The following is a 25,780-nucleotide window of genomic DNA, read 5'->3' as shown; positions in this document are numbered from 1 at the left end:
TTCGGACTGCCCGTCACGGCCAAAAAACCGCAACATCACGGGCTTTGAAGATTATAGGATTCGCCCATGTTGCGCAACAGTGTGCGCAACATGCTGTTGCGATCCGCGTAACGGCCTCAAGGTTTTGAGAACGGCCTCAGTCGGCTCCGGGTATAAGCGGCGCGTCGTCGTTCGAGGGCGGCAAGAGAGAGCCGCCATCAACACCGGGCAAGGTCGGTATTGTCGCATCACCTTCGGATGCGGGCACGCCAAGCCGGTCGATGATCGAACTGCCGGTGCTGTTGGAGGCCGCGATTACGGTAAGAGTGAGCGATGTCACGATGAAGGCAGCCGCGAGAATCCACGTCAGTTTGCCCATCGCCGTCGCGGCCGCCCGCCCGGAGATGGCACCGCCACCGCCGCCGCCCATCGAGCCGAGACCGCCCTCGTTCCGCTGCAGCAGCACAACGCCGATCAGCGAAAGCGCAAGCAGGAGATGGATGATGAGGACGACGTTTTCCATGAACCGGACCCGGATGATTGCGGCAATTCGCGCTCATGTAGGCCAATCGCATGAGGCGCGCAACCCGTGAGCGGCCAGATTGACTTCACGCTTCCTTCAGACTTCTTCGCCACTTCTCTCTCAGATAGATCCTTCGAGACCAAGTCGGGGCGCCAGAAGCGTTCAGATGAATGCTCCCATTTCGAACCGCTGACTTGGTTTCCAAAACGGCAGGCTGATGCGCAAGACCCGCGTTCTTATCGTCGACGACAGCGCCACGCAGCGGCGCTTGATTGCTCATGCGCTGGAAGGGCATGACGGGATCGAGGTCATCGCCGAAGCCGCCGACGCCTATCAGGCGCGCGATCTTGTCAAAACCATGAACCCGGATGTTCTGACCCTTGATGTGGAAATGCCCGGAATGAACGGGTTGGAGTTTCTTGCGCGGCTCATGAAATCGCGCCCCCGCCCAGTCATCATGATCTCTTCTTATACGCGGCGCGGTGCCGATGCCGCCGTACAAGCCCTTGGAATGGGGGCGATTGCCTGCATCGGCAAACCGGCGGCGGGCAATCCCGATGAGGTCTACCGGCATCTGCCGGATCTCATACGAACCGCAGCACGCGCGCGGCTGTCGCCCGCCGGGGGTCACGTCAAGTCGCGCCCATACGGGCCAAGCACAGCCCCCATCGTGGATGAAAACTTCCGCTCAGGGCACTGGATGGTGGCAATCGGCTCTTCGACGGGTGGGGTGGAGGCGCTCACCACCGTTCTGTCGAACTATCCGTCCCAGTGCCCCCCGACGTTGATCACCCAGCACATGCCCGGCAACTTCCTCCGAAGTCTTGCGGCTCGACTTAATTCAAATCTCTCTCCGGAAGTGAAAGTCGCCGATGCCGGTGAGGTTCTGGCGCCGGGGCGGGTTCTTTTCGCTCCCGGGGATCGGCACATGATCCTCGACCGTTCGGACCGGATCGTACTGCTCAACACGCCGCCCGAAAATGGCCATTGCCCATCGGTGGATGTCATGTACCGCTCGCTCGTGCCCCGTGCCCGGCATGTGCTTGCGGTACAATTGACGGGGATGGGCGCCGATGGGGCGCAGGAAATGCTTGCGTTGCGCATGGGCGGGGCAAGAACCATCGGCCAGGATGAGGCGACCTCCACGATCTATGGGATGCCCGCGCGCGCGTTTGAGCTTGGGGCGGTTGAGCGTCAACTGCCGCTTGACCGGATTGGCCCCGCAATCCTCGATATGACCCGAACCGCGGAGACGGCTCAGGCGCGCTGAACGCCACTCTCTACGGGGCTGATGCAACAAACGGGTTTCACCGCGCCGTTTCCCCCGGTATACGAGCCGCTGTTTGGGCCGTCGGAACGGGAGATTGGCATGGCGAACGTGGTGGTCGTGGGCGCACAATGGGGCGACGAGGGCAAGGGCAAGATCGTCGACTGGCTCAGCGAACGCGCCGATGTGATCGCGCGTTTTCAAGGCGGGCATAATGCCGGCCATACTCTGGTGATCGACGGAGAGGTCTACAAGCTTCACGCCCTTCCATCCGGTGTGGTGCGGGGCGGCAAGCTCTCGGTCATCGGCAATGGCGTGGTTCTCGATCCTTGGCACCTCGTCAAGGAGATTGAGACAATCCGGGCCCAAGGTGTAGAGATCACGCCCGAAACACTTATGATTGCCGAAAATACGCCGCTGATCCTGCCCTTCCACGGGGAGCTGGACCGCGCGCGGGAAGGCCAGAATTCGATGGCAAAGATCGGCACCACCGGGCGCGGTATCGGTCCTGCCTATGAGGACAAGGTTGGCCGTCGGGTGATCCGTGTGGCCGATCTGGCCGACCGTGCGACGTTGGAGGTTCGCGTAGATCGCGCGCTGGTGCATCACAATGCGCTGCGCTCCGGCCTCGGACTATCGGCCATCGACCGGGATGGGCTTATTGCGGAACTTGAGGCGATCGCGCCGCAGATTCTCGCATTCGCGGCCCCAGTCTGGAAGGTGCTCAACGAAAAACGCAAGGCAGGGCGCCGAATCCTGTTTGAAGGCGCGCAGGGTGCCCTTCTCGATATTGATTTTGGCACCTATCCCTTCGTCACATCGTCCAACGTGATTGCAGGTCAGGCGGCAACCGGCACGGGGATCGGCCCCGGTGCGATTGATTTCGTGCTTGGCATCGTCAAAGCCTATACCACCCGCGTGGGTGAGGGGCCTTTCCCGACCGAACTGGACGACGCTGATGGCCAACGCCTTGGTGAGCGGGGCCATGAATTTGGCACCACCACGGGGCGCAAACGGCGCTGCGGTTGGTTTGACGCCTGCCTCGTGCGGCAAACCTGTGCCACCAGCGGCGTGAACGGCATCGCACTGACCAAGCTCGACGTGCTCGACGGGTTCGAAACCCTGAAGATCTGCACCGGGTACGACCTTGATGGCGAAACACTCGACTATCTTCCGACCGCGGCAGACCAACAGGCCCGGTGTACCCCGATCTACGAAGAAGTACCGGGCTGGAGCGAATCCACGGAAGGCGCGCGGAGTTGGGCTGATCTGCCCGCCAATGCGATCAAGTACGTTCGCCGTGTGGAAGAGTTGATCGATTGCCCCGTCGCGCTTCTGTCCACGTCACCCGAACGCGAGGATACCATCCTCGTGACCGACCCGTTCGCGGATTGAGAAGGGCGATGCGCCTCAAGACCCGCAAACGCCTATCGCTTTTGATCCTGCTCGTCGGGTTGCCGGCATATATCTTTGTGGCGGTGACAATCGTGAACCTTCTGGACCGGCCGCCGGTCTGGTTGGAGTTGCTGGTCTATGTTGGGCTCGGGGTGATCTGGATCCTGCCCTTCAAGGCGGTTTTTCGCGGGGTGGGGCAGCATGACCCCGACAACCGCTGAGCCGCCCTTCGTCGAGAGCAGGAAACCACTGACGCTTGTCGGGGGCGGTCACGTCACCGACGAAGACTTCGTTCTGTCGCTTGGAGTTGCGCCCGAGGTTGTCGCCGCAGATGGCGGTACGCGCGCGTGTTTGGTGCGAGGCATTCTACCCCGCGCGGTAATCGGCGATATGGATTCGATCCTCCCGGAGGATCGCGCAGCGCTTGCACCCGGGACCATTCACGAGCTTGCTGAACAGGACACGACGGATTTCGACAAGGTTCTGCGTTCGGTTTCCGCGCCGCTCTTCATCGGGGTGGGGTTTCTTGGCGCGCGGCTGGATCATGAACTGGCCTCGCTAGGCGTGCTCCTTCGGCATCCCGACAAGAAATGTATCTTGCTGGGATCGCATGATGTCATCTTTACATGTCCGGCTAGGATCGACTTGCAACTGCCTATTGGGAATAGATTTTCCCTGTTTCCCTTCGGTTCTGTGATGGGCCGTAGCGAAGGGCTGCGCTGGCCGATTGATGGGTTGCGGTTCAATCCCTTGGGCCAGTTGGGCACATCCAATGAAGTTACGGGGCCGGTGATCCTCGAGATGGATGGCCCGCAAATGCTGGTGATATTGCCGCGAGACGCCCTGGCCGAGGCAGTGAATGCTTTGAAACGTGCACCGGCCTGGCCGCCCGCGTGATACTTCGTCGCGCTTGGCGTCAAATCGTTGAATTTCATCCGCCATCCCCCTCGCAGGGGTGAGTGTCTTTGATATAAGCGGCGGAGAGAGTGTGAGGGAGAGATTGCGATGGCTCAAGAATTGAGCGCGGCAGACAAGGCAAAGGCGGCAGCCGCCGAGCGGTCTGTGGAATTTGTCGAAGACGGGATGCGGCTGGGTCTGGGGACCGGCAGTACGGCGGCCTTCATGGTGCGCGCACTGGGCCGCAGGATCCGGGAAGAAGGCTTGCGGATCACGGGCGTGCCAACATCCTACGCAACGGGACAACTCGCCCGCGAGCAGGGCATAGACGTGATCACGCTCGATGAGGCCGGATGGCTTGACCTGACGATTGATGGCGCTGATGAGTTTGATCCCCGTCTGACGCTGATCAAGGGCGGTGGCGGGGCGCATCTTCAGGAAAAGATCGTGGCGAGCGCCTCCAGCCGGATGATCGTTATCGCGGATGCCGGAAAGCGCGTCGAGGAGCTTGGCGCCTTCCCGCTGCCCGTCGAAGTGCTGAAATTTGGCGAACGCGCGAGCGAAGCGCTCATACGGCGGGCCCTGACGGTTCTCGATATGGGGGACGCGGAGATCACGCCGCGGATGCGTGGGGCTGAACGGCTTGTGACCGATGAGGGGAACCATATCCTCGATCTGCACCTCGGGCGTATCGGCAACCCACGTGCGCTGTCCGCTGCCCTCAATCAAGTGCCGGGTGTGGTGGAGAACGGGCTTTTCATCGACCTTTGCGACACGGTGATCGTCGGACATGAGGACGGAAATTCCGAGATCGTGAGCGCCCAACAGGCTCAACCTGCAGCGGAGAGTCTTTTCGGTTGATCTCCTGCCTCTGGCCTTTGGGCCGGGGCTATGGGATACCGCCAAACAAGCGAGCCCAGGAGGAAGCCATATGAGTGACTTTGACTATGACCTCTTCGTAATTGGTGGGGGCTCCGGTGGGGTGCGTGCCGCGCGTGTCGCAGCCGGAGAAGCGGGCGCCAAGGTTGGCCTTGCGGAAGCGGATCGCTACGGTGGCACCTGTGTCATACGCGGATGCGTACCCAAGAAACTCATGGTGTTTGCCTCATCGCATGCCCATGCAGCCGAAGAGGCCGTCGCCTATGGGTGGTCTGCGCGCGAAGGATCGTTCGATTGGTCGATCTTTCACGGGAAGCTAACGGAAGAGCTGGACCGGTTGGAGACTGTGTATCGCAATCTCCTGAAAGGGTCTGGTGTCGATGCGTTCGACGCCCGCGCGCGATTGCGCGATCCACATACGGTGGAACTGTCGAGCGGCGAGGTGTTCCGTGCGAAACATATCCTCGTTTCCACCGGTGGCCATCCGGTTCGCCCCGATATCGACAACTGCGAGCTTGGGATGGTGTCGGACGACATCTTTCATCTCGAGGAGTTGCCAAAGCGGATCCTGATCGTCGGCGGGGGCTATATTGCCTGCGAATTCGCCTGCATTCTGAACGGGCTCGGGGTGAAGGTGACCCAATTCTATCGTGGTGCGCAGATCCTGCGCGGTTTCGACGGAGAGGCGCGTGGGCTGATTGCCGATCACATGCGCCAGATTGGCATCGACCTTCACGTGGGAACCAACATCGTTGAAATGTGCCCGGACGAGGACGCACCGGAGGCCGGAATGGGCGCAGGTGTGCAGGAGACAGGCACCCATATCGGAGATAGCTCCATTTCCACTGGCCAACATCCCGGCAAGCGCCCCGGTCCGATCCGGGTCAAGGGCACGAATGGTCAGGAACAGGTGTTTGACGCAGTCTTCTTTGCCACGGGCCGGTCCCCGAGCACGGGCGACATGGGGCTGGAAGAGGCGGGCGTGAAACTGGGCAAGCGCGGCGAGATTGTCGTGGATCAGTATAGCCAGTCCTCGGTGCCATCGGTTTATGCCATCGGGGATGTCACGAACCGCGTCGCCTTGACCCCGGTCGCGATCCGCGAGGGGATGGCTTTCGTGGAAACCGTGTTCAAAGGCAACCCGACGCCGGTCGATCACGAGTTGATCCCGAGCGCGGTCTTTACCCAGCCGGAATACGGCAGTGTGGGCATCACAGAAGAGGAGGCGCAGGAGCTCGATGAAACCTGCGAGATCTACTGCACGTCATTCCGACCCATGCGCACCGCGTTTGCTGGAAAACCCGACCGGGTTTTGATGAAATTGATCGTGGGGCAGGAAAGCCGCAAGGTTCTGGGGTGCCATATCGTCGCGCCAGAGGCGGGCGAATTGATCCAACTGGCCGGCGTCGCCGTAAAGATGGGTGCAACAAAGGAAGACTTTGACCGGACCGTTGCCGTTCATCCGACGATGTCGGAAGAGTTGGTGACGATGCGGGCCCCTGTTCGAACAGCTTGATTTTAGGTTAGGCTCTGCACAGGTACGACACATGAACAACAAAGAGGACGGCATCCGGATGTCAGGTAACAACGGCGGCCCGTGGGGCGGAGGCGGCTCCGACGGGGGCGGCGGTGACAATCGCGGACAGGGCGGTAATGGCGGGCGGCGGCCCGGCCAGGATGGATCGCAGATCCCCGAGATCGACGAACTGATGAAAAAGGGACAGGAGCGCCTGCGCGTGCTCATGGGTGGCCGCGGAAACGGCGGCCCGACGTCGGGCGGCACCGGCGGACCGGGGTTCGGGCGCGGGACTATTGCCATTGCGGCGCTGGTCGGCGTTGTGCTCTGGGGTATGGCGAGCTTCTATACGGTCAAGCCAGAAGAGCAGTCGGTGGAGTTGTTCCTCGGGGAGTATTCCTCAACGGGCAATCCCGGTCTCAACTTCGCACCTTGGCCCCTTGTCACCTATGACGTGGTCAACGTGACATCCGAGCGGACCGAAAATGTCGGGTCGGGGCAGTCGAACAATGGCGACGGCTTGATGTTGACCACGGACGCCAACATCGTGGACATCGATTTTCAGGTTGTCTGGAACATCAACGATCCCGCGAAGCTTCTGTTCAACATGCGCGATCCGCAACTTACGGTTCAGGCCGTTTCGGAATCCATCATGCGGGAGATCATCGCAGCGTCGAACCTCGCGCCGATTCTCAACCGTGACCGGGGCCTTATTGCCGACACGGCGATGGAGAATATCCAGAGTACGCTCGATGAATACGACAGCGGTATCAATATCGTACGGGTCAACCTTGATGCGGCGGATCCACCGTCTGACGTGATCGATGCCTTCCGCGAGGTGCAAGCCGCCGAGCAGGAGCGTGACCGTTTGCAGCGTCAAGCCGATGCCTACGCGAACCGCGTCCTTGCCGAGGCACGCGGTGAAGCGGCCCAGGTTCTCGAACAGGCTGAAGGCTATCGCGCGCAAGTGATCAACGAAGCCATCGGTGAAGCAAGCCGCTTTGTCGCCGTGGCGCGTGAATTCAACTTGGCGCCCGAAGTCACCCAACGCCGACTCTATCTTGAGACCGTTGAGCGCACGTTGGGTAACGTCGACAAGATCATTCTTGACGAGGGTGCCGCCGGCGGGCAGGGCGTGTTGCCTTACCTGCCCCTAAATGAACTGCGCCGCGGCGCATCCAGCACCGAAGGGGGCAACTGATGCGGAAATCCGGAGCATTTCTGATCGCGTTGATTGTGGCGGCAGTTGTCGTCTTCTCGTCGATCTTCATTGTGGATGAGCGCGAAAAGGCACTCGTCCTCCAATTCGGCCAGATCAAGCAGGTCGTCGAAGAGCCGGGCCTGAGCTTCAAGGTTCCGATCATTCAGGAGGTCGTCGTGTATGACGACCGCATCCTGTCGCTCGATACGGATACGATCGAGGTGACGCCGTCGGATGATCGGCGTTTGGTTGTCGATGCCTTTGCCCGGTATCGGATCTCGGACGTTGTCCAGTTCCGTCAGGCCGTTGGCGTAGGCGGCATCCGTACGGCAGAGGATCGTCTCAGTTCCATTCTGAACGCACAGATCCGTGAGGTGCTTGGTGCTGATCAGGTGACATCGGATGTCATCCTGTCGCCGGAACGCCGCGACCTTGCAGTGCGGATCCGTGCGCAGGCTCGGACAAGCGCCGATAGCCTCGGCCTTGAGATCGTGGACGTCCGGCTCAAGCAGACCAACTTGCCGCAACAGAACCTTGAGGCGACCTTTGCCCGGATGCGTGCCGAACGTGAACGGGAAGCCGCTGATGAGATTGCACGCGGTAATGAGGCGGCGCAGCGTGTACGCGCGGCCGCGGATCGAACCGTTGTGGAGACGGTTTCCGGAGCGGAACGCGAAGCGGAGATCACCCGCGGTGAAGCGGACGCGGAACGGAACCGGGTCTATGCCGAAGCCTTTGGCAACAACCCTGAGTTCTTTGCTTTCTATCGCTCGCTCGCTGCGTTTGAACGCTCGCTTCCTGCGGAGAACTCTACTCTGGTTCTTTCGCCCAACAGCGAATTCGTCGGGCCGCTTTTCCAGGCAATTCGCGCCGAAGGTCTGGGCGCGGTATCGATGGATGATGTCGATCTGGATCGGTTGCGTGATCTGGCGCCAGAGAGCGAAATCTCGCCCGATCTGCCCGAAGCGGAACGCGAACGCCTGCAGGAAGACGCAGAAGCAGCCGAGCGTGCCCGTGAGCAAGAGGCTTTGGAAAATACCCCGGCGGAAGAGACACCCGCCGAGGATGCCCCCGCAGAGGAAACCCCCGCAGAGGAAACCCCCGCCGAAGATGGCGCGGAAATTTCTGATGAGGCTCCGGCCAACTGATGATGGGCGATATCGTTCTGGCTCTTGGGCTGGTGCTGATACTGGAGGGGCTGGCCTATGCGCTGGCCCCTTCTCTTATTGTGCGCATGCTGGAGATCCTTCGCGCTTTGCCTGAAACGGCGGTGCGGCAAATCGGACTTCTTGCCGCGCTGGCCGGGCTTGCGCTGCTATGGTTTGCACAGGCCATGGGGCTTTGAGGCGTCTCGTCACGGTCGCACACGGCAGGGTGAAGCCATGTGTGAGTTGTTTGTGTTGCGTCTCGGAAGCCCTACATAGAAGATATATGCATAAAGAGCGCGCCACGTTGCGCGTTCTCCCGCAGGTTTATGAGGAGACATGCGAGTGAGACCGCAGGCTATTATCCTTTCACGACAATTCCCCGAGCAGGCTATGCGCGGCCTTTGGCTGTCGATGCTCGCCACGGTGCTCGTTCTGGCGCAGGCGATATCTGCCCGGGCCCTTCCCGAAAGCTTCGCTGACCTTGCCGATCAGATCAGTCCCGCGGTGGTGAACATCACCACCTCGACGGTTGTGGCGGGGAATGCGGGGCCGCAAGGTATCGTGCCCGAAGGGTCCCCGTTCGAAGACTTCTTCCGAGAGTTCCAAGACCGGAACGGAGAGGGCAACCGTCCGCGCCGTTCTTCTGCGCTTGGCTCGGGCTTCGTGATTTCTGAGGACGGTTATGTGGTGACGAACAACCATGTGATCGAAAGCGCCGACGAGATTACCATCGAATTCTTTTCCGGGACCGAGCTGCCCGCAAAGGTCGTCGGCACCGACCCGAAAACCGACATCGCCTTGTTGAAGGTAGAGACAGACGTAGCGCTTCCTTACGTGAGCTTCGGCGACAGTGATACGGCCCGTGTGGGCGACTGGGTGATCGCGATGGGCAACCCGTTGGGGCAGGGGTTCTCTGTGTCCGCAGGTATCGTGTCCGCCCGGAACCGCGCGCTGTCCGGTACATATGACGATTACATTCAGACCGATGCCGCGATCAACCGGGGTAACTCGGGAGGTCCGCTGTTCAACCTTGCGGGTGAGGTGATCGGGGTCAACACGGCCATCCTGTCGCCGAACGGTGGTTCCATCGGGATCGGGTTCTCTATGGCCTCGAACGTTGTCACCAAAGTCGTCGACCAGTTGCAGGAATATGGGGAAACCCGCCGCGGCTGGCTGGGCGTTCGCATCCAAGACGTGACTGATGATGTCGCCGAGGCGATGGGGCTCGAGAGCGCCTCCGGTGCGCTTGTCACGGATGTGCCCGAAGGTCCTGCTGCCGAAGCTGGCATGAAAGCGGGCGACGTGATTACTCAGTTCGATGGGGTCGAGGTTGCCGACACGCGTGAGCTTGTGCGTCAGGTCGGGAACACCGAGGTGGGCAAGAGTGTCCGCGTTCTCGTGAACCGCGAAGGTCAGACCGTGACCCTCAAAGTTACACTGGGTCGCCGTGAAGAGGCCGAGGGCGCAATCCCGGTTGTCGCGAACGCCCCAGAAGCGAGCGAGACGGAGACCGAGATTCTCGGCATCACGCTCACCCCGCTTACCGATGAGATGCGCGGTGAGTTGGGCGTCGGGGACAATCTCGAAGGTCTGGTCATCACTGAGGTCGACGAGACCGGCGAAGCCTTTGAAAAGGGACTGCGCGCAGGCGATGTGATCACCGAAGCGGGACAGGAGAAGATTACGTCAATCACGGCGCTCGAAGCCAAGATCGAGGACGCCCGTGAAGCAGGACGCAAATCACTGCTCCTCCTGATCCGCCGGGATGGTGACCCTCGATTCGTCGCCCTCTCGCTCGAGGAGTAGTTTCGCACCAAGCGACGTGTTCCACTAGGCCCCCGCCCGGTTCGCCCGTGCGGGGGCTTTCCATTCCAAGTCTCGTCGTCATGGTGCGGGGCACTGGTCAACCACGGGGAATCCCGCTATTTCGCCCGCAGGATCGCCCGACGAAAGGTCATGCGCATGAGTTTCAACACACCCGGTCCCGTCGAGGAGAATTGGCACGACGCGATCTCTTCGGTGGAGGAGATCATCGAGGATGCTCGGAACGGCCGCATGTTCATTCTGGTGGATCACGAAGATCGGGAGAATGAAGGCGATCTGGTTATTCCCGCCCAGATGGCCACACCAGAAGCGATCAACTTCATGGCGACTCACGGGCGGGGGCTGATTTGTCTTGCCTTGCCGCCGGAGCGGATCGAAGCGCTTGGTCTGCAACTCATGAGCACCAACAATTCCTCGCGCCACGAGACGGCCTTTACCGTGTCCATTGAGGCGCGCGAAGGGGTGACGACAGGCATTTCCGCCCACGATCGGGCCCGCACCGTTGCCGTGGCGATCGACAAATCCAAGGGTGCCGCAGATATTGCAACGCCCGGCCATGTGTTTCCTCTGCGTGCGCGGCGTGGCGGCGTTCTGGTCCGCGCCGGTCATACCGAAGCGGCGGTCGACGTTCCGCGTCTTGCCGGGCTGGACCCTTCGGGCGTCATTTGTGAGATCATGAACGAAGATGGCACCATGTCGCGGTTGCCCGAGCTCGTGTCCTTTGCGCAAAAGCATGGCCTCAAGATCGGAACCATCTCAGACCTGATTGCCTATCGCCGGCGTCACGATAACCTCGTGCGTTCCACCCGCGAGACGACAATCACCTCCGAGTATGGGGGCGAGTGGACCATGCGTATCTACGCGGATGAGACCCACGGGGATGAGCATATCGTTTTGATCAAGGGCGACATCGCGGGTGAGTCGCCGGTGCTGGTACGGATGCATGCGCTGGACCCGTTGCATGATGTCGTGGGGGCCGGTCCCGCGGGCCGTGCGTCGGAGTTTGCCGATGCGATGCGGATCGTGTCGAACGAAGGTCGGGGCGTTGTTGTTCTCCTCCGGGATACTTCCATGAAGCTGGAGGTCGCCGATCAACCCTCCCCGCGCACCTTGCGGCAATACGGGTTGGGCGCGCAGATCCTGTCGTCTCTGGGGCTTTCGAAGCTGACCCTTCTGACCAATTCACCGACCCCTCGCATTGTCGGACTTGATGCCTATGGGCTCGAAATTGTGGGAACACGCAGGATTACGGAGACAGGTTGATGGCAGGCATTTCCCACTACACACTTCCCCGCCCGGAGTTCGGCAAGCCGGTCAAACTGTTGATCGTGGTCGCGCCCTACTATCGAGAGATCGCAGATGATCTGCTGAGCGGTGCACGGGCCGAGATCGACGCCGCCGGAGGCAGCCATGAGACCATCGAGGTGCCCGGCGCGCTGGAGATCCCCTCCGCGATCGGAACCGCCGGGCGGTTGAGCAATTTCGACGGCTACGTCGCGCTCGGATGCGTCATTCGCGGCGAGACAACGCATTACGAAACTGTCTGCAACGACAGCTCGCGCGGTCTTACGCTTCTCGGCCTGCAGGGGCTTTGCATCGGCAATGGGATCCTGACGGTCGAAACAGAAGATCAGGCACGTGTCCGCGCAAATCCCGAAGACCAGAACAAGGGTGGCGGTGCCGCAGCTGCGGCCTTGCACCTGATTGCGCACGCCCGTAAGTGGGGCGCTCCGCGCGGGGGAGTGGGCTTCCGCACCTCGACGGACGAATATCAGATCGCCAGCGCCCCCGGAGGCTCCAGCACCGCATGACCGAAGAACGACCCAAGATGAGCTATGAAGAGCGTCGCGCGCTCAAGCTACAGGCGAAATCCGCATCCCGACTCTATGCCGTGCAGGCCCTGTTCCAGATGGAAGCATCGGACCAGTCGGCTACTGCGGTCAAGCGTGAGTTCCTGGAGTACCGCTTCGGTGCGGTTATTGATGAGGGTACGGAGATGGCCGATGGCAATATCGATCTCTTCGTCAAACTGATTGATGATGCCGTCAACAATCAGGGCCGCATCGACCAGATGACCGATCGTGCCCTTGTTGCGAAATGGCCGATCGCGCGGATTGATCCCACCTTGCGGGCTTTGTTCCGCGCCGCAGGGGCCGAGTTTGTCGAGGGCGATACGCCGCCCAAGGTCGTGATCAACGAATTCGTGGATGTCGCACGGGCCTTCTTTCCCGATGGGAAGGAACCGAAATTCGTCAACGCGGTGCTTGATCACATGGCGCGAGAGGCCAAGCCCGAGGCCTTCTGAATCCTTTTTGTTTCATGAGGGCTTGTCGCAGGGGGTGTGCCGCATTACGTCAATGCGTGGCGGGTGCTGCCCTTCTCGTGCACGGTTGCATTCCGGTGGCCTTAAGCAATTCCGAGGGAGTTGGCTCTGGCCGGGCCCTGGTCCGGTTATTTCCGACGCCCACCTGTATATACAGGTCCTCGGGAATGAGATAACCAAACGGCTGCGTGCGGGCCCGCCACTTTTCGCAGTTTCGAATAGCGTACTGCAGGGGGTATTGCATTTGTTCCCCTATTGTTCGTATCTTTCCCTATGGAATACAGCTCTCTTCTCCAACCGGGTCAGCGGCTTGCGCGCGGTACGGCGCGGCACCTGCTGGGTCATGGATTTGTAACGATCGAGGAGTTCGTTCCTGCCCGTGGTTTGCGGGTGGATCTGATGGCACTCGGGCCCAAGGGTGAGATTTGGATCGTGGAATGCAAATCCAGCCGGGCGGACTTCGTGAGTGACGCAAAGTGGTCGGGATATCTTGAGTGGTGTGACCGGTACTTCTGGTCTGTTGACGCGGCTTTTCCTACAGAGCTTTTGCCGGAGGAGACCGGTCTCATCCTCGCGGACGACTATGATGCGGAAATTTTGAGGATGGGGCCGGAGGCAAAACTCGCACCCGGCCGGAAAAAGAAATTGCTCGGCATGTTCGCGCGCCACGCAGCGCGGCGACTGCAGGTCCTGCGGGATCCGGATGCCGAGCGGTTTTCCTAGCGCTTTTTGGCCATGCTCTCGGCACCCTTGGCTGCCGCCATGATTTCTTCGGCGATTTCGCGCGCTTCGTCCGGCTCGAAATCCATCGGAATTTCCGCGCCCCCGGATTCCACGAAGATGCGCACCATGCCCTGATCGGTCGGCCCGATCTGCAGGTTCGCTTCGACGTCTCGTTCGGTATTGATACTCATGACCAGATCCTCTTCCGTCCGAGATCGCCTGCTAGCCGGAACCATCCCGCTTGGCAAGGGCGAGCGCTTGGAGAGCGAGAATGTCAGAGATGGTTGCCGTCTTGGCAGAGACATTGGGAGAAAGGCGGGCCCTGATCCAGGGAGGGAAGACCAGGGCCCTTTGCGCGCTTAGAGGCGCAACAGTATCTTTCCATGCTGGCTTCCGCCCTCCATCTCCGCGTGGGCCTTTGCGGCGTCGTCCAGCGGATAGGTCTTATGGGTGACGGGCCGAAGCCTGCCAGCGGCGAAATGCGGCCACACATGTTCCTTCAGACCAGAGGCGACCTGCGCCTTGAACGTGTCTGAGCGTGAACGCAGCGTGGAGCCGGTATAGGTCAAACGCTTGAGCATGATGGGCATCAGGTTGATTTCGACCTTGCTGCCAGCGTTGAAGGCAAGCTGGATAAGGCGGGCATCGTGCCGTGCCGCCTTGATGTTTCGCGCCACGTAGTCGCCGCCGATGATGTCGAGGATGATGTCCATCCCACCTGCGTCTCGGCAGATGTCGACGAAATCCTCATCCTTGTACCGGATCGCGCGCGTGGCGCCCAAACTGGTGACAAACTCTGCGGCTTCGGCGGATTCCACGGTGGTGTAGACGTTGAGCCCCATGGCCGCGCCAAGCTGTACCGCTGTGGTGCCGATCCCGCCGGAGCCACCATGCACGAGGAAATTGCCGCCCTCCGGGATGTCGAAGCCGTGGAATACGTTGCTCCAGACGGTGAAATAAGTCTCGCAGAGCCCGGCAGCATCGATGATGTCGATGCCCTCAGGAAGAGGCAGGACATGTCCCTCCAGCACCGGTACATATTCAGCATATCCGCCCCCGTTTGTCAGGGCACAGACCTTATCTCCGACGTTCCATTTCGTAACATCGGAGCCAACCTCTACGATCTCGCCCGAGACTTCGAGCCCAAGCAGATCGGATGCGCCCTTGGGCGGCGGGTAGTGGCCGCGCCTCTGTACAAGGTCCGGGCCGTTGACGCCCGCCGCCGCGACACGGATCAGAACTTCGCTCGGGGCAGGGGACGGAACCGCGCGCGAGCCGATTTCCAGCACGTCCGGCCCCCCGGATTCCCGCATTTCCACAGTTCGCATTGTCTTGGCGTCTTGACCCGGCATTCTGTACTCCTCTTACTTCAGCGCCTTGAGAACGGTGGAGACAACGTCGCTTGCATCCTTGGCAACGAGGACTCCGGCCTCCCGCAGCTTTGCCACCTTTTGCTCGGCGGTTTCCAGACCAAAGACGGAGAGTGTTCCGGCGTGACCCATCCGTCGCCCTTGCGGCGCATGCCGACCGGCGACAAGACCGATGACCGGTTTGCCGTAAGTGACTGACGACAGGTATTCGGCGGCCTTTTCTTCTTCGCGCCCGCCGATTTCACCGATGAGCACGACGGCCTCCGTTTCGGGATCGTCCTTGAACCGTTCGAGACACCCGACAAAACCGATGCCGTGGATCGTATCACCGCCGATACCGACGGTCGTGCTCTGGCCCAGATCGGCAGCGCTGCAATTCGCGAGGATCTCGGAGGTGAGCGAGGCGGAGCGGGATGCGATACCGATCCGGCCCGGCTTTGCGTCCTTCGTGGGCATCACACCGATCTTGCACTGGCCGGGGGTGAGGATGCCTTGGCTGTTGGGGCCGATCAGCACGGACTGAGTGCCCTCAAGCGCCCGTTTGACGCGCGCCATATCGTGCATCGGGACGCGCTCGGTCACACAAACGATGGTCTCCAGCCCCGCTTCGATCGCCTCGATCATGGCGTCGGCGGCATTGGGTGCGGGAACAACCACGAGGCTTGCCGTTGCGCCGGTTTCCTCTACGGCCTCCTTGACCGAATGGAACACAGGAATGCCCAAGTGCTTGGTGCCTCCCCGGCCAGGGCGGACGCCCGCGACGTAGGTGGAACCATAGCGCACGGCCTGATCCGTATAGAACGTGCCGGCGCGGCCCGTGGCCCCCTGCACGAGAACGCGGGTGCGTTGATCAACGAGAATGGCCATCAGCGCTTCCCCCCTTGTGCGAGTTCGACGACGCGGGCGACCGCTTCGCGCATGGTCCCGAACGCCTCTACGGGCACTTGACGGTCCTTCAGGATCTGGTGGCCCCATGGTGCGTTCTGTCCGGCGAGACGGGCAACGACTGGCGGTTTGCGCTTGGCGCGGGAATAGGCGAAGGCAACTCCTTCGGCCACGGTGTCACAAACCGTCATCCCGCCCCCGTGCACGTTGAGCAAGATTGCCGTTACCTCCGGCTCCGCCAGCAGGATATCAATGCCCCGGGCGATGTCGAAGCTGGTGGCGGTGGTGCGGATGTCCATGAAGTTGGCGGGGCGACCACCTGCGTCCACGACCATGTCGTTGGTGGCAAGTCCAAGCCCCGCGCCGTTGACCACGACACCGATATTGCCGTTGAGCCTGACGAAGTTGATGTTGCTCTTTTGCGCCTCACTCTCGGTCTGGGACAAACCTGAATCAGCGGCAAGGCTTTCGAACTCCGGGTGGCGGAAGGCAGCATTGGCGTCGAGCGCGATCTTGGCGTCGATTGCCATCCACTTTCCATCTCGCGTCACGGCGAAGGGGTTCACTTCGAGCAGCGTCATCTCGTTGTCGAGAAACGCGCTGCGCAGATAGAAAATTGGATCGAGGGCTGCATCATCGTCGATGCCGATCCCGGCGAGGAAGTCGGCGAGGGCCTTGCGCGTGTCTTGGTCGTCATCGGGTAGCAGCAGCGTGCGGACGACGTCGCTGTCCATTCGGGCGCGTTGCTCGAACTCCACGCCGCCTTGCGCGGAGGCGAGGAGCATTGGAAAACCGGTTTCGGGATCAAGCGCGAGGGCGACGAAATACTGCGCCTTGAGATCAAGCGCCGCTTCGACGTAGACGGCGCCGACCGTTTCGCCCGCGGGGCCGGTCTGCTCCGTTACCAGTTTGCTTCCCAAAAGGCGCCGAGCCTCTTCGCCCACTGAGGATGGCGTTGCCGCAAAGCGGATCCCCCCGGCAAGACCGCGGCCACCGGCGGCAATTTGCGCTTTGACAACGAATTTGCGCGTTTCGATCGCGCCGCAGCTTGCCTCTGCTTCCTCGGGGCTGCGCGCGATGCGGCCCGAGGGAACGCCGACGCCATACTGCGACAGGAGTTCCTTTGATTTATATTCTGAAAGTAGCATTCTTTCAGCCTCCTCCCGCTGGTCTGCTTGTGGTGTTTGGTATACCACTGAGCCATGTTGTGTCAACGCGACTGGTTGAGCCTAGCAGGATACCGTAGGGCTTTGCAGAAAGACTTTTGGGGGAGTGGCAGGATGATTGACTTGCGGGATCTACGGTGCCTAACGGCACTTGCGCGGCATCGGCATTTCGCCCGGGCGGCGGAGGAATGCGGGATGTCACAGCCCGCCTTCTCCATGCGCATCCGCCAACTGGAAACAAGGCTCGACACGTCGATCGTAAAACGCGGCAACAGGTTTCAGGGCCTGACGGCAGAGGGGGAGGCGATCCTCGCCCACGCACGCAAGATTCTAGCCGAGGTTCGCGTACTGGAGCAGGAGGTTCGCTCGGCGCGCGGTGAATTGGCCGGCAGGCTCACGCTTGGGGTCATTCCCACCGCAGTTCCCTATGCGGCACATCTGGTGGTCCGCTTGCGCGAGTTGCATCCCGGTCTGCAGGTTCGGATTCTGTCCACCACTTCCCTGTCCATCCAGCAGGGGGTCGATGATGGACGGTATGACGCCGGTTTGACCTATACCGAGGGCGCGTCGCCCGACCTCATGACGGTCGAACCTCTCTATGAGGAAAGCTATGTTCTTCTATGCCCCACAAAGCTGGCGCCGAGGCTGTCGGGAGATGTGACATGGCGCGAGGCGGCGGAGCTTCCTCTCTGGCTGTTGGAACCGGAGATGCAAAACCGGCGGATTCTTGATAGAGTATTCTCAGATCTGGGCGTTGCCCCACGGTTCCAGGGAGAGGCGAACGGGTTCACTGCCCCGATGGTAGCAGCGGTACAGGGCGCCGCCGCTACGGTCGTGCCGCGCGTGCTGCTCGACTCCCTCGGCGAACTGCCCGGCACGGTCGTTCTGCCGCTGGTGGACCCGGTGGTGGAGAAGTCCGTTTGCCTCGTGACGCCACTCCGGGCCCCCAACATTCCCGCGCTCATCGCGCTGCGGGAGGCGGCACGCTCGTCATAACCGTACGTTATCGTACATTATGAAAAGGCGAATTGACGATGCAACCTCCTTAATGCAGCCTGCACTCAGCTAGGAGGAAGCCATGGCACCGTTGGACGACCGTAAAGGTATCTGGAAGACAGAAGGTAAGGGAAAAGGGCGGGTCACGCCCAAGGGACGGCAGTACAGTGACGAGGCACTCGAAGATGTCCGTGCACTGATCGGGGATCGCCCGCGCCGCCGCGACCTTCTGATCGAATTTCTCCATTTGATTCAAGACCGTTTCGGCCATCTTTCGGCCGATCACATCCGTGCGCTGGCCGAGGAAATGCGCCTTGCGCAGGCGGAAATATATGAGGTCGCGACGTTCTATGCCCATTTCGACGTCGTAAAGGAAGGCGAGACGCCGCCGCCGGCGCTGACCATCCGGGTATGCGACTCGCTTTCGTGTGAGCTTGCGGGATCACAGCAATTGCTTCAGGCGCTCGAAAACGGGATGGATCCCTCCGAGGTCCGCGTGCTGCGCGCGCCGTGCATGGGTCGTTGCGACACGGCGCCGGTTCTCGAGCTTGGGCACAACCACATCGATCACGCCACGCCGGAGAAGGTGCAGGAAGCGATCGCGGGCGATCATACCCATCCTGTCATGACTGACTACGAAACCTTCACCGCTTACCGGGATGCGGGCGGCTATGCCGCGCTGGAGCAGTTGCGCCGCGATGGCAACTGGGAAGACGTACAGGAAAAGATCCTTGCCAGCGGGTTGCGCGGTCTTGGCGGCGCGGGATTCCCGTCGGGTAAGAAATGGGGGTTCGTGCGCGCCAATGCAGGAACGCGCTATCTGGCCGTGAATGGCGACGAGGGAGAGCCGGGCACCTTCAAGGACCGCTACTATCTCGAACGCTCGCCCCACCTCTTTCTCGAAGGCATGCTGATTGCGGCATGGGCCGTCGAGGCGGAGAAATGCTTCATCTACATGCGCGATGAATACCCGGTCGTGTTGGAGATCCTTCGCCGTGAAATCGCAGCTCTCGAAGCTGCGGGCCTTGCGAAGCCGGGCTATATCGATCTGCGGCGCGGTGCAGGCGCGTATATCTGCGGCGAAGAAAGCGCGATGATCGAATCCATCGAAGGCAAGCGCGGCCTTCCACGGCATCGCCCGCCTTACGTGGCGCAGGTGGGGATCTTCGACAAACCGACGCTCGTGCATAATATCGAGACCCTCTACTGGGTGGCCAAGATCTGCCGCGAGGGGCCGGAGTGCATGAGCTCGACGGAAAAGAACGGGCGCAAGGGGCTTCGCAGCTATTCCGTTTCGGGCCGGGTAAAGGCTCCCGGTGTCCATCTCTTGCCGGCGGGATCGACGATCACGGATATCATCGAGGCGGCTGGCGGCATGCTCGACGGCCATACCTTCAAGGCGTATCAGCCGGGTGGTCCGTCCTCCGGGCTTCTACCAGCCAGCATGAATGACATCCCGCTCGACTTCGACACGCTGCAGCCCCACGGCTCTTTCATCGGATCTGCGGCTGTGGTCGTCCTGTCGGACCATGACAGCGCGAAGGATGCGGCGCTTAACATGCTGCGCTTCTTCGAGGACGAAAGTTGCGGTCAGTGCACTCCATGCCGCAAGGGCTGCGAGAAAGCCGTGAAGCTGATGGAAGAAGAGACCTGGGACGAGGATCTTCTGACGGAGCTTTGCGGGGTGATGATGGATGCGTCCATCTGCGGTCTGGGGCAGGCGGCTCCGAACCCGATCCTTTTGACGATGAAACACTTTACCGATGACATCCGGAGCGTACCGCGCTCGATGGGGTACGATACCGAGCAAAGCCTCGAAGGGGGGGATAGCTGAGATGGACGGCGCACAAGACATCACAATGGTGACCTTTAACCTCAACGGAGAGGATGTCACCGTTCCGCAGGGCTGGACAATCTGGGAAGCAGCGAACGGGCGGGGCCTCAAGATCCCGCACCTTTGCCACAAACCCGACCCCGGCTATCGACCTGATGGAAACTGTCGGGCCTGTATGGTCGAGGTGGAGGGTGAACGGGTTCTGGTTGCTTCGTGCATTCGTCCCGCCTCCGAAGGAATGGTGGTCAAGACAGACAGCGAGCGTGCCAAGACCTCTCGCAAGATGGTCATGGAACTGCTTGTTGCTGACCAGCCGGAGAAGGAAGAGGCGCATGACCGCTCCTCCCACTTCTGGGATATGGCCGAACTCAATGGCGTGACCGAAAGCCGGTTTCCGCAGATCGAGGCCGAGCATGTGCCGCTACTGGATGCCAGCCACGTGGCCATGCGGGTCAATCTCGACGCCTGCATTCACTGCAACCTGTGCGTCCGCGCCTGCCGTGAGGTGCAGGTCAACGATGTGATCGGGATGGCAGGGCGTGGCGCGAGCGAGCAGATCGTCTTTGACCAGAACGATCCCATGGGCGACAGCACCTGTGTTGCCTGCGGCGAATGCGTTCAGGCCTGTCCGACGGGTGCACTCATGCCCGCAACCGTGGTCGATGAAGAGCAGCGGGGCGATAGCCAGGACTATGACCGCGAGGTCAAGAGCGTATGCCCCTATTGCGGCGTCGGTTGCCAGATCTCCTTCAAGGTCAAGGACAACAAGATCAAGTACGTGGAGGGCATCAACGGCCCCGCGAACGAAGGTCGGCTTTGCGTCAAGGGCCGGTTCGGCTTTGACTATATCGCGCATGGCCATCGTCTCACCAAGCCGTTGATCCGGCGCGAGGATGCCCCGGAAAAAGGTCTCAACGTCGATCCTGCCAACCTTGGCACGCATTTCCGCGAAGCAACGTGGGATGAGGCGCTCGACTTCGCAGCCAAGGGCATGAGGGGCCGCGGAAAGGAAATCGCGGGCTTTGGCTCGGCCAAGTGTTCGAACGAAGAGGCGTACCTCTTCCAGAAGATGATCCGGCAGGGTTTTGGCCATAACAACGTGGATCACTGCACACGGCTTTGCCACGCGTCTTCTGTGGCGGCACTTCTGGAGAACGTCGGCTCGGGCGGTGTGACGGCCAGCTTCAACGAGATCAAGAACGCCGACGCGGCAATCATGATCGGGTGCAACCCATTGGAGAACCACCCCGTCGCCGCGACCTACTTCAAACAGTTCGCAAAGCGGGGCGGCAAGCTGATCGTCATGGATCCGCGTGGACAGGGCATGAAGCGCTATGCCTCGCACATGTTGCAGTTCAAGCCGGGGGCGGACGTCTCCATGCTCAACGGCATCATGAACGTCATTGTCGAAGAGGGGCTCTACGACCAGCAGTATATCGAGGCCTATACCGAGAATTGGCCGGCGATGAAGGAGCATCTCAAGCAGTTCACGCCAGAGAAAATGGCGGAAATCTGCGGCATCGAAGCAGAAGTGCTTCGTGATGTGGCCCGCACCTTTGCTTCCGCCAAGGCTGGCATGATCTTCTGGGGCATGGGCGTCAGCCAACACATTCATGGAACTGACAATTCGCGTTGCCTCATCTCACTTGCTCTGATGACGGGGCATGTTGGGCGTCCGGGCACCGGGCTTCACCCGCTGCGTGGACAGAACAACGTTCAGGGGGCCTCCGACGCCGGCCTGATCCCGATGTTCCTGCCCGATTATCAACCCGTCAGCGATGATGGCGTGCGATCTGCTTTCACCGATGTCTGGAAGTCTCCGGACTTCAGTAATCAGAAGGGTCTCACGGTCGTCGAGATCATGGATGCGATCCACGCGGGCGATATCAAGGGCATGTATATTCTGGGGGAAAACCCGGCCATGTCGGATCCCGACGTGGAACATGCACGCCATGCCTTGGCCAAGCTCGATCATCTCGTGGTGCAGGACATCTTCTTGACGGAGACGGCGAACTACGCCGATGTCATCCTGCCGTCCAGCGCCTGGGCGGAGAAGACGGGTACCGTGACCAATACGAACCGTCAGGTACAGATGGGCCGGCCCGTTGTCTCGCCTCCGGGTGATGCCCGCGAGGATTGGTGGATCGAAGTCGAACTGGCCAAACGTCTCGGTCTCGACTGGGGCTATACGCACCCGCGTGAGGTCTTTGCCGAGATGAAGCTTAACATGGCCTCGCTCGACAACATCACATGGGACCGGCTCGAGCAATCCGCCGTGACCTATCCCTCACTGAGTGAGGACGATCCCGGTCAGGATATCGTTTTCGGGGATGGTTTCCCGCGCCCCGAGGGCCGTGCGAAGTTCACGCCGGCCTCCGTCATCGCACCGGACGAGCGGCCCGATACGGAGTATCCCTTTGTGCTGATCACCGGGCGGCAACTTGAGCATTGGCATACCGGGTCGATGACGCGCCGTGCGAGCGTTCTGGATGCGGTCGAGCCAGAGGCCAACTGCTCCATGCATCCGCGGACACTGCGGCGCATGGGCATCGAAGCGGGCGATACGATCAGGCTGACGACGCGACGCGGCTCGGTCCGGGTCATGGTGCGGGCTGATCGTGCGGTGGCTGAGGATAACGTCTTTCTACCCTTCGCCTATGTCGAGGCGGCGGCGAACATCCTGACGAACCCCGCGCTTGATCCATTCGGGAAGATCCCGGAATTCAAGTACTCGGCCGTTCGGATCGAGAAGGACAGCGACGCCATAGCCGCAGAGTGAGCTGCGCGAACTGCTGAACAGAAAAGGGCCCCACCGTCTGGCGGGGCCCTATTTCGTTCACTTCAGGTTCTGAAAACTTAAGCCCGGCTCCGATCGAAGCCGGGCGCTTTCCCTCTGGCGGATTTAGCCTGTGTTACGAAGGCCGGAGGCCACCCCGTTGATGGAAAGCAGCAAGCCACGGTGTACTTTCTCGGAATCTTCCCCGGAGCGAAGCTTGCGCAGCAAGGCCACTTGCATGTGGTTCAGCGGATCTAGATAGGGCGTCCGGCGCCGGTGCTCTGGGCGGGCGGCGCTGTCGGATGCGGCACCAAGGCTGCGGCCTGTGATGAGTTCGACACAATCGCGCGAGCGCTGCCATTCTGCCTCGATGCGGGAGAAGATCCGTTCGCGAAGCGCCTCGTCCTCCACAAGCTCGGCGTAATGGGCGGCAATCGCCATATCGCTCTTGCCCATGATGGTTTCGATCTTGGAGACGAGGGTCCGGAAGAAAGGCCAATCGGCATAGAGGCGCTGGAGTGTTTGCGCATCGCCCCCTTCATCAAGCCAGTTCGTCACCGCTGTGCCGAAGCCAAACCAGCCAGGAAGCATGATCCGGCACTGCGCCCAACTGAACACCCAAGGGATCGCCCGAAGCGAGGCGATTGACCGGGTCTTGCTACGCGATGCCGGGCGGGAGCCGATGTTGAGGGAAGCAACCTCATTGATGATCGTCGAGGACCAGAAGAAATCTTCGAACCCCTCCGTTTCGAAGACGAGGCCGCGATATGTGTCAAAGGCCGTCTGCGACAGCGTGTCGAGGATGGCCTCGTCTTCCGGACGGATCTTGTCATCCTTGTTGAAGAGGGAGGCATCGATTGTCGCGGCAACGATGGTCTCAAGATGGGTGAACCCGATTTCCCGGTGCGAATAGCGCGAGGAGATGACTTCGCCTTGTTCGGTGAGGCGGATCTGGCCGTCCACCGCGCCCTCCGGCTGGCTCAGGATCGCATCCCGTACGTGGCCGCCACCACGCCCGACAGATCCGCCGCGACCGTGGAACAGCCGAAGCGCGCATCCTTTTTCTCGGAAGAGGGCAACGAGGTTTCGCTCTGCCTTGTAAAGCTCCCAGTTCGAGGTGACGTAGCCGCCGTCCTTGTTGCTATCGGAATACCCGAGCATGACCTCTTGCGTCATGTTCTGTGCTTCGAGCACCTTTCGATACGCCGGGATGTCGAGCATCTTCGCCATGATGTCCGAACCATTTCTGAGGTCTTCGATGGTCTCGAAGAGGGGGACGACCTGCAGGCCGGCGTTGCCTTCGGAGGGGGCGAGGCCGGTCTCTTCGAGCAGAACCAGCAATTCGAGCATATCTGAAACCGACTGACAGTTCGATATGATCGACATCATGATGGATTTCGGGCCAAAACGTGCGCGGGTGTCGCGCGCGGCGTGGAATACATCCAGTTCCTTGCAGGTCTCGTCGGAATACCGGTGGTAGGCGCGCACGAGGTTTCGCTTCGACCCAAGTTCTTTCAACAGCAGTTCAACGCGGCCATCCTCATCAAGGGCAAGGTAATCCGTGTCGGGGTCGACCGCCCGGATGAGTTCGGCGATGGTTGTCTCGTGTACCGCTGAGTTTTGACGCAAATCCACGGTGGAAAGGTGCAGGCCAAAGCTCTGGATTTTGCGCCGGAGAGAAAGCAGGCGCCCTTCGGCCGTGGCTCGGGCCTGATTGGCGCGGAGGGACGCGTCGATCAGGTCGAGATCCGCGAGAAACTCTTCTGGTCCCGCATAGGGGGCAGCATCGGGCGCTTCGCGGGGAAGCGTTACGCCTGGAACGATGTCGCGCAGGGTGGCGGAAAGGCGGGCGTAAAGGCCAACGATAACGCGCCGGTAGGGCTCATCTTGTCGATGCGGCGACTCGTCCGGCGATTCTGCCGACAGCGCTTCGATCTCCGCACTGACCGGCACGACCCGTGTCGACATGGAAAGTTCGGAGCCAAGCTTGTGCAACTCATCCAGATAGTGCCGAATTGCAAAACCGGCCTGCAGGCGGAAAGCATCGCGCAGGACGTCCGCTTCGACGAAGGGGTTGCCATCGCGGTCCCCTCCGATCCAACTCCCGACACGCAAAAACTCCTGCAAGCTCCGGTCACCGGTTGCCGCCTCAAGCTTGGTCTCCACGATCCCGTGAAGTTTGGGGATCACATCAAAAAAAGTGTGATTGAAATAGTTGAGGCCGTTGCGAATTTCGTCGCGTACCGAAAGCTTGGAGCGGCGCAGGAGGTGGGTTTGCCACAGGATTTCAATTTCGCGGGCAATGTCCGCGTCGATCTCTTCGGTCGGACTTCCCGTGGCGATGGCCTTGACCCGATCATCCAGAAGACGCGCAACGGAGAATTCGGCCCGCATGGTGCTTTGCCTGCGGATCTCCGTCGGATGAGCAGTCAGAACCGGGCTAACGAGGCAGCGACGGAAGAAATTCGCGAGGCCATAGGGCCCCTGCAGCGTCTCCTCGGCCTTGTCGAGATGATCGCGCAGAATATTGGTATCGCGGTGTGCACGCTGCGATTGCAACTGTGCCTCATCCTCGGCGATGTTGAGCAGGTGGAGATAATATGAAAACGCTCGGAGCGCCTGGAGCATCTGCGTTTCCGGCAGGTCGGAAATGATGTCCTGCAACGCACTATAGGCCGATTCATTGTGGCTGTCGTGAAACTCTAGGGAGGCCTTGCGGATGCGCTCAACCAGATCGAAGGCCTGTCCGCCTTCCTGAGCGTGGAGCACGTTTCCGAGCAGACGACCGAGGAAGCGAATTCCTTCATCGGCGAGTTCGTCGTTCACCGGGCGGTGGTCTTGGGGGCGGTTCAGCATGGTTCCTCCTGTCAGCCGATTGGCTCTAGCGCGGTATGCCCGACTTTTAGCGCTAACATCAACCACCGAACAAGAGCAGGAGGGGCGCGACCCCGCAGGATCGCGCCGGATGTCGAAAGTTTCAGCCGATCGCCTTCAGCACGGCTTCGCCGAGTGTGGCGGGGCTGTCTGCGACGGTGATGCCGGCGGATTTCATCGCCTCGATCTTGTCGTCAGCGCCGC

General features: G+C 60.9%; 23 protein-coding genes and 1 pseudogene. 17 read left to right on the top strand and 7 right to left on the bottom strand.

Annotated features, from left to right (window positions below; all coding sequences use genetic code 11):
• Window positions 1-136: 136 nt before the first annotated feature.
• Window positions 137-502, bottom strand: coding sequence for a preprotein translocase subunit SecG (gene secG / locus BM234_RS08715; RefSeq protein ID WP_092063403.1), 366 nt, complete (start codon window positions 500-502; stop codon window positions 137-139).
• Between the two features lie 217 nt (window positions 503-719).
• On the opposite strand from secG, the gene BM234_RS08710 reads away from it, so the two are divergent.
• The 14 genes from BM234_RS08710 (at window position 720) to BM234_RS08645 (ending at window position 13,675) form a co-directional block, all read left to right on the top strand.
• A complete protein-coding gene (locus BM234_RS08710) occupies window positions 720-1,772 on the top strand; it encodes a protein-glutamate methylesterase/protein-glutamine glutaminase (protein WP_092063400.1) in 1,053 nt (350 codons plus the stop codon).
• Window positions 1,773-1,871: 99 nt separating this feature from the next.
• On the top strand, window positions 1,872-3,164 hold the full coding sequence (locus BM234_RS08705) for an adenylosuccinate synthase (protein ID WP_092065104.1): 1,293 nt from the start codon (window positions 1,872-1,874) through the stop codon (window positions 3,162-3,164).
• Between the two features lie 8 nt (window positions 3,165-3,172).
• Window positions 3,173-3,385, top strand: a complete 213-nt coding sequence (locus tag BM234_RS08700) for a DUF2842 domain-containing protein (protein WP_092063398.1) — start codon at window positions 3,173-3,175, stop codon at window positions 3,383-3,385.
• Window positions 3,366-4,061 carry a thiamine diphosphokinase gene (locus BM234_RS08695; protein WP_092063395.1) on the top strand — a complete coding sequence of 232 codons (696 nt, stop codon included), beginning with the start codon at window positions 3,366-3,368 and terminating at the stop codon, window positions 4,059-4,061. Before BM234_RS08700 ends, BM234_RS08695 begins: the two co-directional genes overlap by 20 nt.
• 108 nt (window positions 4,062-4,169) lie before the next feature.
• The gene (gene rpiA, locus BM234_RS08690) at window positions 4,170-4,922 is read left to right on the top strand and encodes a ribose-5-phosphate isomerase RpiA (RefSeq protein ID WP_092063393.1); all 753 of its coding nucleotides are present in this window, start codon (window positions 4,170-4,172) and stop codon (window positions 4,920-4,922) included.
• 70 nt (window positions 4,923-4,992) lie between these two features.
• Window positions 4,993-6,456, top strand: a complete 1,464-nt coding sequence (locus BM234_RS08685; RefSeq protein WP_092063390.1) for an FAD-dependent oxidoreductase — start codon at window positions 4,993-4,995, stop codon at window positions 6,454-6,456.
• A gap of 58 nt (window positions 6,457-6,514) precedes the next feature.
• Window positions 6,515-7,657: an FtsH protease activity modulator HflK gene (gene hflK / locus BM234_RS08680; RefSeq protein WP_092065101.1), complete on the top strand. Its 1,143-nt coding sequence runs from the start codon at window positions 6,515-6,517 to the stop codon at window positions 7,655-7,657.
• Complete coding sequence (gene hflC / locus BM234_RS08675) at window positions 7,657-8,805, top strand: SPFH domain-containing protein (protein ID WP_092063387.1); 1,149 nt, start codon at window positions 7,657-7,659, stop codon at window positions 8,803-8,805. The genes hflK and hflC overlap by 1 nt, the downstream gene beginning before the upstream one ends.
• 2 nt (window positions 8,806-8,807) lie before the next feature.
• The gene (locus BM234_RS08670; protein WP_092065098.1) at window positions 8,808-9,002 is read left to right on the top strand and encodes a DUF2065 family protein; all 195 of its coding nucleotides are present in this window, start codon (window positions 8,808-8,810) and stop codon (window positions 9,000-9,002) included.
• A gap of 193 nt (window positions 9,003-9,195) precedes the next feature.
• Entirely contained in the window at window positions 9,196-10,611 is a 1,416-nt protein-coding gene (locus BM234_RS08665) for a Do family serine endopeptidase (protein ID WP_245752614.1), read from the top strand.
• 150 nt (window positions 10,612-10,761) lie between these two features.
• On the top strand, window positions 10,762-11,892 hold the full coding sequence (ribB, locus tag BM234_RS08660) for a 3,4-dihydroxy-2-butanone-4-phosphate synthase (protein ID WP_092063381.1): 1,131 nt from the start codon (window positions 10,762-10,764) through the stop codon (window positions 11,890-11,892).
• The gene (locus BM234_RS08655; RefSeq protein WP_092063378.1) at window positions 11,892-12,440 is read left to right on the top strand and encodes a 6,7-dimethyl-8-ribityllumazine synthase; all 549 of its coding nucleotides are present in this window, start codon (window positions 11,892-11,894) and stop codon (window positions 12,438-12,440) included. Before ribB ends, BM234_RS08655 begins: the two co-directional genes overlap by 1 nt.
• On the top strand, window positions 12,437-12,934 hold the full coding sequence (nusB, locus tag BM234_RS08650) for a transcription antitermination factor NusB (RefSeq protein ID WP_092063375.1): 498 nt from the start codon (window positions 12,437-12,439) through the stop codon (window positions 12,932-12,934). The genes BM234_RS08655 and nusB overlap by 4 nt, the downstream gene beginning before the upstream one ends.
• Window positions 12,935-13,225: 291 nt before the next feature.
• Entirely contained in the window at window positions 13,226-13,675 is a 450-nt protein-coding gene (locus BM234_RS08645; RefSeq protein WP_092063372.1) for an MmcB family DNA repair protein, read from the top strand.
• On the opposite strand, the gene BM234_RS08640 is transcribed toward BM234_RS08645, so the two are convergent.
• From BM234_RS08640 to BM234_RS08625, 4 genes are all read right to left on the bottom strand, one after another.
• Complete coding sequence (locus BM234_RS08640; protein WP_092063369.1) at window positions 13,672-13,866, bottom strand: DUF6324 family protein; 195 nt, start codon at window positions 13,864-13,866, stop codon at window positions 13,672-13,674. The genes BM234_RS08645 and BM234_RS08640 overlap by 4 nt on opposite strands.
• Before the next feature lie 168 nt (window positions 13,867-14,034).
• The gene (locus BM234_RS08635) at window positions 14,035-15,027 is read right to left on the bottom strand and encodes an NAD(P)H-quinone oxidoreductase (RefSeq protein WP_092063366.1); all 993 of its coding nucleotides are present in this window, start codon (window positions 15,025-15,027) and stop codon (window positions 14,035-14,037) included.
• Window positions 15,028-15,039: 12 nt separating this feature from the next.
• Window positions 15,040-15,912 (bottom strand): succinate--CoA ligase subunit alpha, encoded by an 873-nt coding sequence (gene sucD, locus BM234_RS08630; RefSeq protein ID WP_092063363.1) that lies wholly within the window; start codon window positions 15,910-15,912, stop codon window positions 15,040-15,042.
• Window positions 15,912-17,078, bottom strand: a complete 1,167-nt coding sequence (locus BM234_RS08625; RefSeq protein ID WP_092063360.1) for an ATP-grasp domain-containing protein — start codon at window positions 17,076-17,078, stop codon at window positions 15,912-15,914. The genes sucD and BM234_RS08625 overlap by 1 nt, the downstream gene beginning before the upstream one ends.
• 132 nt (window positions 17,079-17,210) lie before the next feature.
• On the opposite strand from BM234_RS08625, the gene BM234_RS08620 reads away from it, so the two are divergent.
• The 3 genes from BM234_RS08620 (at window position 17,211) to fdhF (ending at window position 22,705) form a co-directional block, all read left to right on the top strand.
• A complete protein-coding gene (locus tag BM234_RS08620; RefSeq protein ID WP_092063357.1) occupies window positions 17,211-18,092 on the top strand; it encodes a LysR family transcriptional regulator in 882 nt (293 codons plus the stop codon).
• Between the two features lie 82 nt (window positions 18,093-18,174).
• Window positions 18,175-19,926 carry an NAD(P)H-dependent oxidoreductase subunit E gene (locus BM234_RS08615; RefSeq protein ID WP_092063354.1) on the top strand — a complete coding sequence of 584 codons (1,752 nt, stop codon included), beginning with the start codon at window positions 18,175-18,177 and terminating at the stop codon, window positions 19,924-19,926.
• A gap of 1 nt (window position 19,927) precedes the next feature.
• Entirely contained in the window at window positions 19,928-22,705 is a 2,778-nt protein-coding gene (gene fdhF / locus BM234_RS08610) for a formate dehydrogenase subunit alpha (protein ID WP_092063352.1), read from the top strand.
• A 123-nt stretch (window positions 22,706-22,828) separates the two neighbouring features.
• Here the strand turns inward: fdhF and ppc are convergent, their stop codons facing one another.
• Window positions 22,829-25,558, bottom strand: coding sequence for a phosphoenolpyruvate carboxylase (gene ppc / locus BM234_RS08605; protein ID WP_092063349.1), 2,730 nt, complete (start codon window positions 25,556-25,558; stop codon window positions 22,829-22,831).
• Between the two features lie 121 nt (window positions 25,559-25,679).
• A pseudogene (locus BM234_RS17270) lies at window positions 25,680-25,780 on the bottom strand (succinate--CoA ligase subunit alpha); the annotation flags it as partial.

This window comes from Poseidonocella pacifica (genome assembly GCF_900111875.1).
In the GTDB taxonomy this organism is placed as follows: Bacteria; Pseudomonadota; Alphaproteobacteria; order Rhodobacterales; family Rhodobacteraceae; genus Poseidonocella; species Poseidonocella pacifica.
Note: the sequence above shows the minus strand (reverse complement) of the source record. Positions and strands in the feature narration are given on the sequence as shown.